The organism is Thalassospira sp. MBR-102 (genome assembly GCF_040549275.1).
Lineage (GTDB): Bacteria > Pseudomonadota > Alphaproteobacteria > Rhodospirillales > Thalassospiraceae > Thalassospira > Thalassospira xiamenensis.
Genome location: NZ_JBEPTC010000003.1, coordinates 341,254 through 356,437 on the forward strand (window position 1 = coordinate 341,254; position 15,184 = coordinate 356,437).

Here is a 15,184-nt window from a genome sequence, read left to right on the forward strand (position 1 = left end):
TATTGGACCCCCGAAAGAGAAAGCAAGTTGAATGCACGGCCCAGCTAAAGAACAACTCGCAATCAAGATTGATGGTGTACTTCTACAAGCTATAGAAAAAAGTGAAGATTTAAACCAGCTATTCAATCTGGCCGAACATTACGGGAAGTTTCACTGGCTGAATACAACCAGTAGATGGGCATGTCCGGAGGTCGAAAGACACGTATTTCACAAAGTTTCCTCCGCAATCACGACGAACGGTAAAACAGTTACAAAGGGAGCGATAACCCATGTACTGTCCGAAGGGTACGACGTCGGTGGTCATACCCCCCTGTGTGTTAACCTCGCAAAAGAGCAAGCTCAGCGAGGCGAGCACGTACAACTTGCGATCACGCGAAATGTCACGCCGAATGTAGCATCAGATATCAAGCAGTCGGGTATTGCTACGCACATCTGCAGCGGCTCACACCTAGAGAAGCTCAATAGCCTGACGAACTTGTTTTTGCAGAGCAAGGCGGTCGTATTACACATCCATCCAGATGACATCGTCGCATGTTGCGCAGCAATATTTGCAGAACGCGAGGGGATACCGTGTCTGTTTGTAAACCATGCAGATATTCATTTCAGTTACGGGCCGTCTCAATGCTCTACCGTACTCGAAATCTCGGCAGGAAGTTGGTTATCAACGCAAGCATTCCGTCATCCCAAAAGCCAATCTTTTCTTGGAATTCCATGTACGGATCTGAATGTCAGTAATGAGCCAACTGAAGACAAAGTTACCGGCAACTACTTCATTACTGTCGGCGGCGCCCACAAATATCATCTGGATAATTCCACAATCTTCGTAGATTTCGTTGAAGAACTTTGTGGAAAACTTGATGAAAAACTTAAAATTATTGGAGTGGGTAACGCCACCCCCTTCAGTAAGCTGTCTGATAAGGCAAAAAGAAATTTGGAGATCCTCGGCACACAAACCAGGGATGCTACCATTCGTCAGATGAGGAATGCCAAGGCTTACATTGACAGCTTCCCCGAAGGCGGAGGAACGTCAGTTACCAATGCGATGCTTCTGTGTCTCCCGATCTTTGGGTGCAAAGCGAAGGGAGGCATGTTCGGCGACGACTACCTGTCCGCCTCAACAACAGAACTAATTGATCGAATACAACACTTTAGAAAAGACGGGCCGAACATAAAAAAGTTGCAGGAGCGAGCTGAGTTCATTCGTAAAACGTTTTCGCTAAAGACATGTGCGGACCGTCTTGAATCGACCATCGCGGGGGGGCGATTGCAAGTCCCCTTTGATTTTCAAGCTGATGAGATCGACCTCACTTTCTATCAAAAGCAATGGTTATCATCAGAACGCTTCTACGTTCCGCCGTTCATCAAAATCAATTCACCGAAGCAGCAATAGCAACCGAAACACTTTGGCATGTGTTTTAGTCCTAACATGCAAAGCTTACTTGATGCATTCCGAAGCAGGCTCGCTGAACACATCAATACTCACTTCAACAACGCCAACCGATACCGCCCGACCTTCTCAAACCCAAGCGCTTCATAGGCCTTCGCGGCCGGGTCACTATCGGTTGACAGAATAGCACGTTTAACGCCCCTCGCCCGCACAGCCAAAAGCGTTTTGGCAACAAGAATACGGGCATAACCGTTGGAGCGCTCCTCTGGCGGGGTCCAGACGGGGCCGACTTGCACCATGTCGGGCACGATCGCGTTGAAGCCTGAAAGCGACACGCTCTTGCCATCAACGATCAGGCCCCACATTGTTCTTGCATCAAGTGCATGGACAAGGCGCGAAGCAATTTTACTATCAAGGCTTGGTGTGTCTTCTGCCCCCAATGCCTCGATCTCGTAGGCGCGCAACCAGCGCAACAGGGTATTGCGGTCAATCTTTTCCGCATCGACCATCTGAAAATCGTCAGCGCGTGCATTTTGTGGCACGATCAAATTGCTGAGATCAAGCTCGTAAAGCACATCCGATACGTTGATCGCGTAGGCCGCGTCCTCAAGCCCCAACTGGCACAGCATATCCTGCGCTGCGTCGGCATCACCAAACACACCAGAAACCGGCTTGAGTGGATCGGCAATAAACGCCGCAGTCAACCCCTTGGGGATAGCCTTCTGATCGCCAACCTCAACAAACACCTTACCATTGCCAAACTGCGCGACAATCGCGCTGATGCCACCATCAGGGGCAACTTCCCCGAACCAGTTCCCAGAAAGCGGGTGACGACGTCGCTCGATACCGGCAGCTCGCAGGTTCCCGCGCAGCACCATGCAAGTCGCAGCATGTTTGGCAAGGAATGCGGTTGCGGCATCAAAATCGGTGTCGTGCAGCTTTCTGTACTGCATATCGGGGGTCCCTTTCTTTGGGCTTCAGGTAATTGCCAACCTTCCGAATTGGCATAAAAAAAGACCGCTCCATCAGCGGCCCTTCACTTATCGCAAGGTAATCCAACAGAGGTTCAAACAATTATGTCTTGAAAGCTCGTCGCATTGTTCCAACCATCGGATGTCACCTTAAATTCAAAAAATATCTCTTCGATGGATTGTTATTATCACAACCTTTCGAATTTTCGATCCTTCTTTTTAAAATTCTTTTCCGACCACAACATCACCCTGATTCCGGAATACGGAAACAATTTGGGCCCTACAAGAAGCTGATTTTCAATTCGGTTTGCGATAACCTCCGAAACTGGTATTACCATTACCGAGCGCATTTTATTCGGAGTTGACCTCATGCCAGTGATTACCTGCGTCGAAGACCTGAAACGCATCTATAAACGTCGCGCACCGCGCATGTTTTACGATTACGCAGAATCCGGAAGCTGGACCGAGCAGACATTCCGTGAAAACACCACCGACTTTCAGGATATTCACCTGCGTCAGCGGGTCGCGATCGACATGGCCGGGCGCTCGACCAAAAGCCGGATGATCGGTCAGGATGTCGCCATGCCTGTCGCCCTTGCCCCGGTCGGACTGACCGGCATGCAATGTGCAGACGGCGAAATCAAGGCTGCCCGTGCGGCGGAGAAGTTCGGCGTCCCTTACACATTGTCGACCATGTCAATCTGTTCGATCGAAGATGTTGCCGAGAACACATCCAAGCCCTTCTGGTTACAGGTTTACACACTCAAAGACGACGATTTCATGAAGCGGCTTTTTGACCGGGCGAAAGCAGCCAAGTGCTCGGCCGCGGTCATCACGGTGGATCTTCAGATGCTCGGGCAACGCCACAAGGATTTGAAGAACGGCCTTTCCGCCCCGCCCAAGCTGACCGTCAAATCGGTCGCCAACATGATGACAAAGGTGCAGTGGGGGCTGGGTATGCTTGGCACCAAGCGCCGCTTCTTTGGTAACATCGTCGGCCATGCCAAGGGGGTTGCCGACCCCTCTTCACTGAGCACCTGGACCGCCGAAGCGTTCGATGAATCACTTGATTGGGACCGTATTCGCGAGTTCCGCAAAATGTGGGATGGGCCCTTGATCATCAAGGGGATCATTGATCCGCGTGATGCCCTGGAAGCCCTTAACGTTGGCGCAGATGCCATCATTGTTTCCAACCATGGCGGACGCCAGCTTGATGGTGCCTTGTCGTCAATCCGCGCATTGCCAGCCATCATGGATGCCGTCGGTGACAAGATCGAGGTCCATCTGGATAGCGGGATCCGTTCCGGCCAAGATGTGCTGAAGGCACTGGCACTGGGTGCCAAGGGCACCTATATCGGGCGCGCTTATGTTTATGGTCTGGGTGCAATGGGCGAAGCCGGTGTGACCAAGGCGCTTGAGATCATTCACAAGGAACTTGAAGTTTCCATGGCGCTTTGCGGCCATACTGACGTGACCAAGGTGGATCGCGATATTCTGATGATCCCGCGCGATTTCTCGGATCGCTGGCAATAACGCGACAGAGACTGCTCAGTCTTTAAACGCGAAACAAAAAACGGCGTCTTTCCTTCGCGAAGACGCCGTTTTTTTTGTTGGCTTTGCCCGCAGACAAAGCAACACCCGCAAAAAGAAAAAGCGCCACCCGAAGGTGACGCTTTTCCAATAAAATCGCGAGCCTGCTGCCCGAAAACGACTTAACGTTTCGAGAACTGGAAGCTACGACGTGCTTTGGCGCGACCGTATTTTTTACGTTCGACTGCACGGGAGTCACGGGTCAGGAAGCCGCCTGCCTTGAGCGACGGACGCAGTGCCGGCTCAAACAGGGTCAGCGCGCGCGAGATACCGTGACGAACGGCACCCGCCTGACCGGAAAGACCACCACCGGTAACGGTGCAAACGACGTCGAACTGATCTTTACGATTGGCAACGCCGAACGGCTGGTTGATCACCATGCGCAGAACCGGACGTGCGAAGTAATCTTCGAATTCGCGGCCATTGACGGTAACTTTACCCGAGCCCGGTTTGATCCAGACGCGTGCAATTGCGTTCTTACGACGACCGGTTGCATAGGAACGGCCCTGTGCGTCGATCTTCGGTTCCGGCAGGGTGCCTTCTGCAGCAGCAGCTTCACCGCCCTGTGCCAGATCTTTGAGATCTTCAAGAGTTTTGGTGTCGGCCATTACTTAGCACTCCGCTTATTCTTGTCGTTCATTGCGGCAAGATCGAGAACTTCCGGCTTCTGTGCATCATGCGGATGCTCGGTACCGGCATAGACGTGCAGCTTGGAAAGAACCTGGCTGCGCAGCGGACCACGGGACATCATACGCTCGACAGCTTTGATGATCACACGTTCCGGATGCTCGCCATTCAGCAGCTTGTCCATGGTGCGTTCTTTGATGCCGCCCGGATAACCGGTGTGCCAGTAGAACTTCTTATTCTGAAGTTTACGGCCGGTCAGTTTGACTTTTTCGGCATTGACGATGACGATGTGATCGCCACAATCCATGTGCGGGGTAAACATCGCTTTGTGTTTACCACGAAGACGGTTGGCAACAACGGCAGCAAGACGGCCGAGTACGACGTCTTCTGCGTCGACTACAAACCATTTGCGCTCGATGTCACTCGGTGTCGCAGTGAAGGTTTTCATAATTTAATACTCGAAAACTGGGTTCCACGGAGGGAATCGCCCCTCGTTGAAAGTCGGCGCAGTATGCCAGCATTAAACAGGAAAGCAACAGGAATATTTCGTTGAATTTCAACGACTTAAATCAATAGGTATTATTTTACCACACTGATTTTCATCATTTTCATACCGGTTTCGGCTCTGCTCCGTTTTCGGGCGGCATCGCATAGGTCCCGATGACATGTGCACAAAGTGCATCGTCAACAGCCGACCGGATATGGCATTCCGCAATCAGAAGACGCTTCCCAGCCTTGAGGATTTTCGCCTCCGCCAGCAAATCACCCGGCTTTGCCCCGGAGAGGAAATGCACCGTCGCCTCGGTCGTCACCGCCAGATCAGCCTTGGGTACCACAAGCCACGCCACCGCATAAAGCGCAATATCGGCCAATCCAAAGATTGCCGGGCCACAAATCACATTGCCCGGCCGGATGTGCCGTTCATTGAATGGCAGGCGCAACAAGGCACGCCCCCCCGAAAGTTCTTCGGTTCGTACGTTCATGTCCCCGACGAACGGAACTTTCTCGCGCATGATCACATCAAAATCAGCAGGTGTTATGCCCGTGCGGGGTGGCATGGCTGTCATTGCGGGTTCCTCCCTGTCGCCACCCTTGCCTTTGGTGGCGCTGTTCCCTTTGCACACAGCCTGACATAACGTTTACGTTAACGTCAATATTTTCAAACCAGCCCCCTTGATGATCACAACCGGTGCCGCATAGAAACGCCCCTGAAAATCCCCTCTCCTATCCGCCAAGAATTGACGAAAGCTCGATCACCGTTATCCAGATCACGGCCAAAATCACAATGACCGTAATCAGGAAGGATCCGATATTGGGCAACCACTTTTCCACTCCACGCCGCTTCACGGCAGCCCCAGACAATGCAGTCGGCCTGAGCGCATTTGCGTGGACAGGAATTTCTGGTGGATGCCCCGGCAAGGCTTCGGAAAACACACCGGGCCGGGTTTGTGGGAGCTTGGAATGCATCGTCTCGTCACCATCTTGGGTAACGGAGCGGTGTCCAAAGGGCGTCAGGATCGAAATGAAATCAGCAAACGGTTTACCGTCTTCGGATATCGTTTCGGTCGCTGCGGTAATGGGATTTGGTTTTTTGGGTTGCTCCCCGCTTTCGCGCGGATCACTGTCGCGGGCATCCTGATCCGGGTTAGGATCAATCGGGTCCTGCACCCCCGATATATTACCATCTGGCTGGTTATTATCCATGCCCTGCATGTGCGCCCGACGGCGGACACCGGCCGACACCAGACGCGCTGGCGCCGCGCGATCCACCCCTGATATACGTGCCATCATCGTGATAACAGAACCGCAAGTTCTGAATAGGTCGCGAGGATCACACTCGCAATTACGATACTGACAATCAGGGATGCACTGGCGCGCGGTAATTTTTTCCGCAACCAGTCATTCAGATCGAAATTGGAATTGATATCGGATGTGGGTCGTTCAAATCTTGGCCTGACCGGACCACGCAGGATAACTGTGGGCTTGTCCACTTCATCGTTGGACGCCCAGTGATACCGGTTTTCCGGAAGGTAAACCGGGTGGCGGTCTTCCTGACCTTTTACGTCACTTTTCATGGCGACTACGGCGCTACCTCCGCCGTCTCCTGCAACAAGGGTTAATGTCACATTCCAGCCCCTGCCTTACCCGGCATACCTTACCAGCCAATACAGGGTTCCCCCTTCGTCTTGCACTCTCCCCATTACGCATAATTACGAATCATAAAATCCCCTGTCACACGCTTAAGCGTGCAACACGGTATAATAGTCCCCACATTTAGGCAGGTTTGAGGCAAAGTTCAGGAATTGATATTCTATCCTGGATTGTCTTTGCGCTATCCGCTGATCAATTTGCCAAGCTCGGTATAAACCAGCACCAGAACATAGCCGACAGCAATGGCTGCAACCATATATGCACCCAGCTTCGGCAGGACTTTATCAAGCGCCAAAGCATTTCTGCGTTCCGTTGCTTTTTTGTTGGCCCGGCGCTGCTTGGTGGCTTTCCGGCCGCCCACGCGTGCCGAATGTGCCGGCGATACGATGCCGGCATTAAGTCGACGGGCTTCTTCCTGACTAAGCCAGTTTGCACTGTTATCAGGCAGATCGATATTGCCAGATCCATTGCGCGATGTGGATTTCAGATCATCTACACGACCGGCAATATCGTTATGCATATCCAGGCCGGTTTGCGCCCCATCGCCCAGACTTTCCAGATATTCCCTATACGCACTTCCTGTCCCGTCATCCCCGCCCCGCGGGTCTTCCTGCGCGGCATTTGCCTGCGCCCCATTGGGTTGGGCCTGATACAGGGCGGCATTTCCGGCAAGGACGTGACGATTGGGTTTCGGCCTGTCGCCCGGTTTACCGGTACTGCGCAGATCATTTGCGGTAACCGGCTTTATCTTTTTCGGCGCGGCGGGTTTCGGTCCCGCCATTGCCGTCCCGGAAATATCACGCGCCATATCGGGATCAGGGGCGCTGACATCCGGGTTATCCGGATCCTTTTCCGGTCGGCGGGGCTGAAGGATTTCGGGAACGTCAAACCCGCGGCTTAACAACCGGGCGCGTGCCTCGGCGCGCTGACGTTCCATGTCCCAGTCTATGGCCTCCTTACGGTCATAGCGTTTCATTTTCGTCTTGGCGACCGGCGAAACCGGCTGGCGCTTTTTAACGATTTCCTTGGTCGTGACAAAACGACCAGGAGCCCGCTGTGGTTTACGTTTTTCGTCGTCGGTCATTTCCCACTGCCCATAAACGGGACCGCCCCACAGGTCAGGATCATTATTGTGGTATTTTTGGTTTCCAACAAAACCGGGACGTGAAATTCTACAACGACAGTATATTGACGTAAAAGTAAAAAACATACAGTGCGCGCCATCACAGGGAGGCATAAATGACCAGAAACTCGCCCAACAGCCACACAGATGAAACCAGCCTTGTCCTGCGCAAGGACGAGGGTCCGGTCGCAACCCTGACCCTGAATGCCGCCAAAAGCCGTAATGCCCTTTCCGGGGCGATGATGGCGGCTCTGCACACGGCATTGGATCAGATCGCAGGCGATCCTGCCATTCGCTGTGTGATCCTTGCAGCAAACGGTCCGGCTTTTTGTGCCGGTCATGACCTTAAGGAAATGAACGGCATTTCCACCTGCGACGGCCATGCAGCTCTGTTTTCCCAATGCAGCGCGCTGATGATGCGGATTGTCACCCTGCCCCAGCCGGTGATCGCACGCGTTCATGCCGTGGCGACCGCGGCTGGTTGCCAACTGGTGGCAAGCTGCGATCTTGCCGTTGCCGGAACATTTGCAAAATTTGCCACACCCGGCGTCAATATCGGGCTGTTCTGTTCGACCCCGATGGTCGCACTCAGCCGCAATGTATCGCGCAAACATGCCATGCGCATGCTGTTGACCGGTGACCCGATTGATGCCCGAACCGCGTGGCAGATGGGGCTGATTTCCGATGTCGTCGAAGATGACGACCTGATCACCGCAACTGACGACCTTGCCAAACGCGTCGCATCACGTTCGGGCATGACGGTAAAACTGGGCAAGGAAGCATTCTACCGCCAGCTCGAAATGCCATTGTCCGACGCTTATGCCTATGCATCCGGGGTGATGACCGACAACATGCAAAAACACGATGCCCGCGAAGGGATCGGCGCATTCGTTGAAAAACGCCATCCGGAATGGCGGCATGAATAGGCGCGATATCGCCCGTTACTTTGCCCTCGACTTCCCCCGTCGGCTCTGGCTTGATAATTGCTGAAAATCACCCGAAGGAGGGGAATGATGAATTTGGAAATCTGGCTTACCTTCGTTCTGGCCTGCTCAATCGTGCTGGCCATTCCCGGTCCGACCATCATGCTGGTGGTCAGCTATGCCCTTGGCAAGGGCCGCCAGACCGCATGGGCGACGGTTCCGGGTGTTGCGCTGGGCGACCTGACCGCGATGACGGTTTCGCTGGCCGGTGCCGGTGCGTTGCTGGCGGCATCGGCAAATGCGTTTACGGTGCTGAAATTATGCGGCGCGGGATATCTGATTTATCTTGGCATCAAGATGTGGCGCGAAAAACCGGGCGCACTGGAAGATAACCCGGATGCCAAACGCAACCGACCATCACGCATGTTCCTGCAGGCCTATATCGTGACGGCCTTAAACCCCAAAGGCATCGTGTTCTTCATTGCCTTTGTGCCGCAATTCGTCAATGCCTCGATGCCCATATTGCCGCAATTCGTGATTATGACCGCAACCTTTGTCTCGCTGGCGGCGGTCAATGTTGCGATCTGGGCAATCATGGCCGGTGCCCTGCGCGAAAAATTCCGCAAACCGACCGCCATGTTGCGCCTGACCCGTGCAGGCGGTGCCGTCATGATCGGTGCGGGCCTTCTGACCGCCCTTACCCGCCGCGCGAACGCTGCGGTCTGACCGACAGGGATGATGCGATCTGGCCCAGCCATTCACGGCCGATCGCATCTCGCCCGAACAGGCTGATCACCGCGACAACCAATCCGCACAGCAACACATTCCATGCTGGTCGCAACGGCCACATGAAATCCAGATTGGCGACCAGAACCGCCGACGGCGGCACACCGGTCGCAAGCCCGTACCACGCATATTCAATCCCTGCGGTTACCAGCCCGGCCAGAACCGCGATTGAGACCAAAACGAACGGTGATCTCAACGACCAGTCACGCGCATGCGCCACGCGATACAGCATAAGTGCAACAAAAAATCCCGACATCAGGGTCGCTTCGCTGACATCGATCTTTGACTGCATAAAGAAATGCAGGGCCGCCAACACGCCAATGCCATAACTGATCTTGTGCAACCGGGTCCAGTTCCCGCCAAGCTTGCGCATGGCTGATTTGGTCGATGTCATCCCAAGAATGACAAGCCCCGTCAGCGCAACAAAGCCGATGGACAGATAAATCCGCACCAGAATTTCATTAGCCACACGCAGCACATCCCATGACTGGCTCAGCATATATAACAACAGATGGGTTAAGGCATATCCCAACGCCGCCAAACCAACCTGACGGCGAATTTGGACAAGCTTGCTGGCACGTATAATCCGGCGAAGCGGCGTGATCAGAAGCGAGATCAGCAACATCCGGATCGCCCAATCACCGCTTTCAAGGATCGCCTCCTTGACCGGAATGGTCGCCCCGCCTTCGGCAATCACCGGCCAGAGAATGAAACAGCCCGGCACAAGCAGCAGCACAAACACGGTCAGCTTAAAAACCGAAAATCTGCCGGACGGATCAAGCCATGGAAACATGCGGGATACCTTTGGTGTTTTGGGTAATGGGCAATATATCCCCTACTCAACCCTGTTTCGTTCAATCCGTCAGTTAAATTTGCCATCAACTTTCTGCGAGCGTCGCGGCATCACATAATCCCGACGCCAGAAGATTGCAGCAGCAGATCAAAACCTTATGTATCATACAGACATAACGATGCCGCATCGCAAACCAAAGGCAGATGACATGAGCGATTTTGAAAATCCCAACGACAATGCCACGCAGGCATTGCTTGAACGTACCAAGACAATTGCGCTGGTCGGTGCCAGCCCGAAACCCGAACGCCCGTCAAACGGTGTGATGAAGTTCCTTTTATCGCGCGGCTATCACGTCATTCCGGTCAATCCCGGCCAGGCTGGCGGTGAAATCCACGGTCAAAAGGTCTTCGCAACCCTTGGCGATATTCCTGAGCCGGTCGATATGGTCGATATCTTCCGCAATAGCGAGGATGCCGGTGGTGTGATTGACGAGGCCATTGCGATTGGTGCCAAATCCGTCTGGATGCAGCTTGGCGTCATCAACATCAGTGGTGCCACCCGCGCGCAGGATGCCGGGCTTGATGTCGTGATGAACCGTTGCCCGGCAATCGAAATCCCCCGTCTTTTCGCCCCGGACTGGAAAGTCGCCTGACACGGCGCGCCGGACCGACGCCAAAAACACAAAAGGCACCGCGTGATGGCGGTGCCTTTCATTTCATACCAAGCAGGCCGAAATCAGCCGCGACCGCACATTTTCATCAAATCGGGAACCAGCCCCTGATTGCCGATGAAATCCGGCTGCACGGCACTGGTCACCGTGTAGGTCGTCGTCGCTTCGTCAACCAGCGGATCGTAAAGTCCCGACGTTTCCATCACCAGCGACATCACGCCATCGGACTTGATCCGAAGCGCAGCAAAGCCATTGGCATATTCGGTACGGGCGCATTCCTTGCCAAGAATCTGGTCAAACTGCCCGACAAGCGCATAGCGCGGGTTTTCGATCAGATGGTCACGTTTGGCAACAGCACCGGCAATCAGACCGGGACGGGGAATATATTTGCCAAAACGAACCTGTGACTGGACGATATAACCGTCCGGGAAATAAACAGCGACGTCCTCGGCAAGAAGGATGCGATCACCGATGACCTGACCGGACCGCAAAAGTGCCTTGATCCGCTTGCCCGGAATTTCGCCCGAAAAGGCATTGAAACGAAGATACTTGCCGTCACCGCGCTCGGCGGCATAAAGCTTTTCAAATGGTACTGGTGGCGTTTTATCTGCAGCAGCCCCTGGTCGGGCAAAACTTCCGGCCATGATAACAACGGCCATCGCGCAGATACCGGCACCGCGCAATGAACGGCACAAATTTCTGATCATCTTCCCCCGTCTCTCCCTTTCGCGGCTCGGATATCCCGCAGACATTAGGTGTATTACGTCCAATTTCAACCGTTATTCACAGGATTAAATCTGTATTTAATCGACTATCCATAAAAAACAACGGGGTGGCATCATGCCACCCCGTTGCCGAAGATTTGGTAAACGATCGCGGATTAGTCGATCGAGATGGTCACGCGACGGTTACGCGGTTCACGAACACCATCCGGAGTCGGGATAAGCAGATCGCTCTCGCCAACAGCTTCGCTGTCAACCATGTCGCCTTTAACACCACGTTTGGTCAGCTCTGACAGTGCCGAAGAAGCACGACGCTCCGACAGCCCCTGGTTATAAGAAGCCGCACCCGACGCATCGGTATGGCCAACGACGGTCACGTTGCTCATGCTCGACGCCCACTGCTCGGCAGCGGCATCAAGAACACGCTCGGAAACCGGGGTGATCGCGGTGCTGTCAAAGTCGAAGAAGATGGTGAACAGACGCGGCGCGGCTGCAACCGGTTCCGGTGCCATTTCTTTCGGCTCTTCCGCACGCAATTCTGCCATTGCGGCTTCGAAATCTTTCCAGCACTGGCTGATCAGATCGGTCTGCCAGCCTTCTTCGCTTTCTTCGATCCAGCAATCGAAACGAGCCTGCGCAATTGCGGCCGTATCCGGTTTTGCTTCACGCTTGCCATCGTCAAGAAGAGCGATCAGTTCATCACGAACTGCGCGCTTCTGTGCGATTTCTTCGGCGTCAAAACGCCAGTTGGCCGGATCTTCCGGAAGAATCGTTTCGTTTTCAGCGACCTTGCCTGCTTTCTTCGCAAAGAAGTCGGCGTCGAAGAAATCGTACCATTCATCGGCTTCGCGCTGTGCGTATGCGATATATTCGGCTTTAAGTGCCTTGCCGAACGCGGTGGTCGGCTCTGCACCGGTAACCGCACTGTTGACGGAGTTGCCATAAGTCAGCGGGTTACCACCGTACATGACGGCCGTACCCGAGTTGTCGACACTGCTACACGCGCTAAGAAGGGCGATGCCCCCGATAGCACAGATAAAAGACGGACGAAGCTGCATGTTTTTGCCCCTATAGTTCAGGTTGTTATTCAGTAACCTACAATATCACCAATGATGGTCATATTATGTCTCTAAACGACCGAAAATACGAAAAGTTCCATAACACTAGGTTCAGGTGGTACTTTGAGGTCACTTTTCAAGATCGCCTAAACCTGCGATGCTGAAGCATCATAAGCTAGTATGTGGGCTTTATACTACAACCCATGTTAGCAGCACATACAATCTCTGAGCAAGTGAGGTTTAAATGATGGAAACAGATATGGCGACGATTGCCGAAATGCTAAAGGCATTTGCGCTGGGCTTCGGGATGGATCTGCTGGGTGCGGTTCTGATTCTGATTGTCGGCTGGTGGGTCGCTGGTCGCGCCTCCGCCCTGGTCCGCCATTCCCTGAAGAATGCAAAATTTGTCGACGCGACGATCAAACCCCTTGCCGCAAACATTGTGCGCTACCTGATACTGATCTTTGTCCTGATCGCCGTTCTGTCGAATTTCGGCGTCCAGACCGCAAGCATCATCGCCGTACTTGGTGCCGCCGGTCTTGCTATCGGCTTGGCCCTGCAAGGGACATTGTCCAACATTGCCGCTGGCGTAATGATCCTGATCCTGCGACCAATCAAAGTCGACGAATTCATCGAAGCGGGTTCGGTTTCGGGCACCGTGGTTGAAATCACCCTGTTCACGACGCTGTTCAAAACGGCAGACGGGGTCTATGTTTCCGCTCCGAACTCGCAAATCTGGAACAGCGCGATCAAAAACTATTCGCGCAATCCGACCCGTCGTCTGGATATCAAGGTTGGTATTTCTTATGACGATGATGTCGATGCCGCACTTGATTTCCTTAAAAATCTGGTTGCAAGCGATCCGCGCGTTCTAAAGGACCCCGAACCCATGAGCTTCGTCGCCAACCTTGGCGAAAGCTCTGTCGATCTGACAGCACGCGGCTGGACCAGCACGCCCGATTACTGGGCGACTTTCTGGGATCTCAGCCGTCGTTCGAAAACGGAACTTGAAGCCGCCGGTTACGCGATTCCCTTCCCGCAGCGCGACCTGCATATCAAAGAAGGTGTCGAAACCGCATCAACGGCCCTTCCGACAAAGGCCGCCCCGGCGAAAAAGCCTGCAACACGCAGCACGGCAGCAAAACCGGCGACCAAGGCGACGGCAGCCAAAAACCCCACTGCCAGCAAATCAACAACCACCAAAAGCTGATTTGTCATAAAAATTTGATCTGCCAAAGGCGGCCCCATCCGGGCCGTCTTTTTTCGTTTCACGCAATCCGTTTCGCCCGTTTTGACGCGTAGTAGCCCGCTGTTACCCGCTGATCCCTGCCATGATCTATAGTTTTCAGATCACAACAAACGGGAGGATAAAATAATGTCAGCGAAAAAAATCCTGATGCTGGTCGGCGATTATGCCGAAGATTACGAAACCATGGTTCCGTTCCAGACGCTGCTTGCAGTTGGTCATTCGGTTGACGCCGTTTGCCCCAACAAAAAAGCCGGTGATTCGATTGCGACCGCCATTCACGATTTCGAAGGCGATCAGACCTACAGCGAAAAGCGCGGGCACAATTTTGCGCTGAATGCCGATTTCGAAAAAGCCCGGGTGCAGGACTATGATGCCCTTCTGATCCCCGGCGGGCGCGCCCCGGAATATCTGCGCTTAAACGAGGATGTCATCCGTCTGGTTCGTGACTTCAACGATGCCGACAAACCGATTGCCGCGGTCTGCCACGGTGCGCAAATTCTTGCTGCGGCGGATATCCTCAAAGATCGCCGTGTATCTGCCTATCCGGCCTGCGCACCCGAAGTACGCCTTGCCGGTGGGACTTATGCTGAAATCGCGATTGATGATGCCTGCATCGACGGCAATCTTGTCACCGCACCGGCATGGCCGGCACATCCAAAATGGCTGGCCGGTTTCCTGACCCTGCTTGGGACTGAAATCAGCCTCTAGAACAATCGGCGATTGCCTTTCGGCACGGTTTGCCGGACCATGACCCTGTAACCAGCCACCGACGTTCCATCGTCGGTGGCAAAAACAGGAGAGGTCGTCATCATGTGTCAGATCTATTCCGGCACCAACCCCGAACTCTATCAGTCCGTCAGTCGATCTTTGCGCATCAATGGCGTTGTAACCAGTGTCCGCCTTGAACAGCGATTCTGGCAGATCCTTGATGAAATCGCCGCGGGCGAAGGCTTCAGCACCCCGCAATTTCTTGGCAAACTGCATGATGAAGTTGTCAGCCAGCGCGGCGATATTCCCAATTTCGCATCGCTTCTGCGCGTCGTCTGCACGGTTTATCTGGAACATCAGGCAGGCTTGGCCACGCACCCGGAAACAACAAAACCCGCCAGTCGTCTGGCGGGCTGAACAGGCATT

18 protein-coding genes are annotated in these 15,184 nt (G+C 53.8%); 8 read left to right on the forward strand and 10 right to left on the reverse strand.

Features of this window, described 5'->3' with window-relative positions; translation table 11 throughout:
- Positions 1 to 31 precede the first annotated feature (31 nt).
- Complete coding sequence (locus ABIE64_RS08150) at positions 32 to 1,390, forward strand: glycosyltransferase family protein (protein WP_071241396.1); 1,359 nt, start codon at positions 32 to 34, stop codon at positions 1,388 to 1,390.
- 89 nt (positions 1,391 to 1,479) lie between these two features.
- Here ABIE64_RS08150 and ABIE64_RS08155 read toward each other — a convergent pair whose 3' ends face one another.
- Complete coding sequence (locus ABIE64_RS08155; protein WP_071241397.1) at positions 1,480 to 2,340, reverse strand: GNAT family N-acetyltransferase; 861 nt, start codon at positions 2,338 to 2,340, stop codon at positions 1,480 to 1,482.
- A 387-nt stretch (positions 2,341 to 2,727) separates the two neighbouring features.
- Here ABIE64_RS08155 and ABIE64_RS08160 point away from each other — a divergent pair, with 387 nt between their 5' ends.
- The gene (locus ABIE64_RS08160; RefSeq protein ID WP_354377098.1) at positions 2,728 to 3,891 is read left to right on the forward strand and encodes an alpha-hydroxy acid oxidase; all 1,164 of its coding nucleotides are present in this window, start codon (positions 2,728 to 2,730) and stop codon (positions 3,889 to 3,891) included.
- Between the two features lie 179 nt (positions 3,892 to 4,070).
- Here ABIE64_RS08160 and rpsI read toward each other — a convergent pair whose 3' ends face one another.
- The 6 genes from rpsI to ABIE64_RS08190 all read right to left on the reverse strand — a co-directional run bounded on the left by rpsI (position 4,071) and on the right by ABIE64_RS08190 (position 7,810).
- Positions 4,071 to 4,556, reverse strand: coding sequence for a 30S ribosomal protein S9 (gene rpsI / locus ABIE64_RS08165; protein WP_007091635.1), 486 nt, complete (start codon positions 4,554 to 4,556; stop codon positions 4,071 to 4,073).
- Positions 4,556 to 5,023: a 50S ribosomal protein L13 gene (rplM, locus tag ABIE64_RS08170; RefSeq protein ID WP_007091636.1), complete on the reverse strand. Its 468-nt coding sequence runs from the start codon at positions 5,021 to 5,023 to the stop codon at positions 4,556 to 4,558. The genes rpsI and rplM overlap by 1 nt, the downstream gene beginning before the upstream one ends.
- 160 nt (positions 5,024 to 5,183) lie before the next feature.
- Positions 5,184 to 5,642: a PaaI family thioesterase gene (locus ABIE64_RS08175; protein WP_354377099.1), complete on the reverse strand. Its 459-nt coding sequence runs from the start codon at positions 5,640 to 5,642 to the stop codon at positions 5,184 to 5,186.
- 157 nt (positions 5,643 to 5,799) lie between these two features.
- Entirely contained in the window at positions 5,800 to 6,363 is a 564-nt protein-coding gene (locus tag ABIE64_RS08180; protein WP_354377100.1) for a hypothetical protein, read from the reverse strand.
- A complete protein-coding gene (locus tag ABIE64_RS08185; RefSeq protein ID WP_156962635.1) occupies positions 6,363 to 6,701 on the reverse strand; it encodes a hypothetical protein in 339 nt (112 codons plus the stop codon). The genes ABIE64_RS08180 and ABIE64_RS08185 overlap by 1 nt, the downstream gene beginning before the upstream one ends.
- Before the next feature lie 206 nt (positions 6,702 to 6,907).
- On the reverse strand, positions 6,908 to 7,810 hold the full coding sequence (locus ABIE64_RS08190; protein WP_354377101.1) for a hypothetical protein: 903 nt from the start codon (positions 7,808 to 7,810) through the stop codon (positions 6,908 to 6,910).
- A 155-nt stretch (positions 7,811 to 7,965) separates the two neighbouring features.
- Between ABIE64_RS08190 and ABIE64_RS08195 the strand changes: the two genes are divergently transcribed.
- Entirely contained in the window at positions 7,966 to 8,775 is an 810-nt protein-coding gene (locus ABIE64_RS08195) for an enoyl-CoA hydratase (protein WP_037987736.1), read from the forward strand.
- Between the two features lie 87 nt (positions 8,776 to 8,862).
- Positions 8,863 to 9,498, forward strand: coding sequence for a LysE family translocator (locus tag ABIE64_RS08200; protein WP_063093385.1), 636 nt, complete (start codon positions 8,863 to 8,865; stop codon positions 9,496 to 9,498).
- On the opposite strand, the gene ABIE64_RS08205 is transcribed toward ABIE64_RS08200, so the two are convergent.
- Positions 9,470 to 10,351 carry a protein-methionine-sulfoxide reductase heme-binding subunit MsrQ gene (locus ABIE64_RS08205; protein ID WP_354377102.1) on the reverse strand — a complete coding sequence of 294 codons (882 nt, stop codon included), beginning with the start codon at positions 10,349 to 10,351 and terminating at the stop codon, positions 9,470 to 9,472. The two genes, ABIE64_RS08200 and ABIE64_RS08205, sit on opposite strands and share 29 nt — an antisense overlap.
- Before the next feature lie 208 nt (positions 10,352 to 10,559).
- Between ABIE64_RS08205 and ABIE64_RS08210 the strand changes: the two genes are divergently transcribed.
- Entirely contained in the window at positions 10,560 to 11,003 is a 444-nt protein-coding gene (locus ABIE64_RS08210) for a CoA-binding protein (RefSeq protein WP_052268409.1), read from the forward strand.
- An 83-nt stretch (positions 11,004 to 11,086) separates the two neighbouring features.
- Here the strand turns inward: ABIE64_RS08210 and ABIE64_RS08215 are convergent, their stop codons facing one another.
- Together ABIE64_RS08215 and ABIE64_RS08220 are read right to left on the reverse strand one after the other, a co-directional pair.
- Positions 11,087 to 11,728: a hypothetical protein gene (locus tag ABIE64_RS08215; RefSeq protein ID WP_007091645.1), complete on the reverse strand. Its 642-nt coding sequence runs from the start codon at positions 11,726 to 11,728 to the stop codon at positions 11,087 to 11,089.
- A gap of 173 nt (positions 11,729 to 11,901) precedes the next feature.
- Positions 11,902 to 12,801, reverse strand: coding sequence for an OmpA family protein (locus ABIE64_RS08220; RefSeq protein WP_354377103.1), 900 nt, complete (start codon positions 12,799 to 12,801; stop codon positions 11,902 to 11,904).
- 244 nt (positions 12,802 to 13,045) lie between these two features.
- Between ABIE64_RS08220 and ABIE64_RS08225 the strand changes: the two genes are divergently transcribed.
- The 3 genes from ABIE64_RS08225 to ABIE64_RS08235 all read left to right on the forward strand — a co-directional run bounded on the left by ABIE64_RS08225 (position 13,046) and on the right by ABIE64_RS08235 (position 15,175).
- Positions 13,046 to 14,011, forward strand: coding sequence for a mechanosensitive ion channel family protein (locus tag ABIE64_RS08225; RefSeq protein ID WP_354377104.1), 966 nt, complete (start codon positions 13,046 to 13,048; stop codon positions 14,009 to 14,011).
- A 165-nt stretch (positions 14,012 to 14,176) separates the two neighbouring features.
- On the forward strand, positions 14,177 to 14,758 hold the full coding sequence (locus tag ABIE64_RS08230) for a DJ-1/PfpI family protein (RefSeq protein WP_037987738.1): 582 nt from the start codon (positions 14,177 to 14,179) through the stop codon (positions 14,756 to 14,758).
- Between the two features lie 102 nt (positions 14,759 to 14,860).
- Positions 14,861 to 15,175, forward strand: coding sequence for a ribbon-helix-helix domain-containing protein (locus ABIE64_RS08235; RefSeq protein WP_007091649.1), 315 nt, complete (start codon positions 14,861 to 14,863; stop codon positions 15,173 to 15,175).
- The last annotated feature ends 9 nt before the right edge of the window (positions 15,176 to 15,184 follow it).

Coding starts and splice junctions, on each gene's coding strand:
- ABIE64_RS08150 (WP_071241396.1), top strand. CDS start 32: ATGCACGGCCCAGCTAAAGAACAACTCGCAATCAAGATTGATGGTGTA.
- ABIE64_RS08155 (WP_071241397.1), bottom strand. CDS start 2,340: ATGCAGTACAGAAAGCTGCACGACACCGATTTTGATGCCGCAACCGCA.
- ABIE64_RS08160 (WP_354377098.1), top strand. CDS start 2,728: ATGCCAGTGATTACCTGCGTCGAAGACCTGAAACGCATCTATAAACGT.
- rpsI (WP_007091635.1), bottom strand. CDS start 4,556: ATGGCCGACACCAAAACTCTTGAAGATCTCAAAGATCTGGCACAGGGC.
- rplM (WP_007091636.1), bottom strand. CDS start 5,023: ATGAAAACCTTCACTGCGACACCGAGTGACATCGAGCGCAAATGGTTT.
- ABIE64_RS08175 (WP_354377099.1), bottom strand. CDS start 5,642: ATGACAGCCATGCCACCCCGCACGGGCATAACACCTGCTGATTTTGAT.
- ABIE64_RS08180 (WP_354377100.1), bottom strand. CDS start 6,363: ATGGCACGTATATCAGGGGTGGATCGCGCGGCGCCAGCGCGTCTGGTG.
- ABIE64_RS08190 (WP_354377101.1), bottom strand. CDS start 7,810: ATGACCGACGACGAAAAACGTAAACCACAGCGGGCTCCTGGTCGTTTT.
- ABIE64_RS08195 (WP_037987736.1), top strand. CDS start 7,966: ATGACCAGAAACTCGCCCAACAGCCACACAGATGAAACCAGCCTTGTC.
- ABIE64_RS08200 (WP_063093385.1), top strand. CDS start 8,863: ATGAATTTGGAAATCTGGCTTACCTTCGTTCTGGCCTGCTCAATCGTG.
- ABIE64_RS08205 (WP_354377102.1), bottom strand. CDS start 10,351: ATGTTTCCATGGCTTGATCCGTCCGGCAGATTTTCGGTTTTTAAGCTG.
- ABIE64_RS08210 (WP_052268409.1), top strand. CDS start 10,560: ATGAGCGATTTTGAAAATCCCAACGACAATGCCACGCAGGCATTGCTT.
- ABIE64_RS08215 (WP_007091645.1), bottom strand. CDS start 11,728: ATGATCAGAAATTTGTGCCGTTCATTGCGCGGTGCCGGTATCTGCGCG.
- ABIE64_RS08220 (WP_354377103.1), bottom strand. CDS start 12,801: ATGCAGCTTCGTCCGTCTTTTATCTGTGCTATCGGGGGCATCGCCCTT.
- ABIE64_RS08225 (WP_354377104.1), top strand. CDS start 13,046: ATGATGGAAACAGATATGGCGACGATTGCCGAAATGCTAAAGGCATTT.
- ABIE64_RS08230 (WP_037987738.1), top strand. CDS start 14,177: ATGTCAGCGAAAAAAATCCTGATGCTGGTCGGCGATTATGCCGAAGAT.
- ABIE64_RS08235 (WP_007091649.1), top strand. CDS start 14,861: ATGTGTCAGATCTATTCCGGCACCAACCCCGAACTCTATCAGTCCGTC.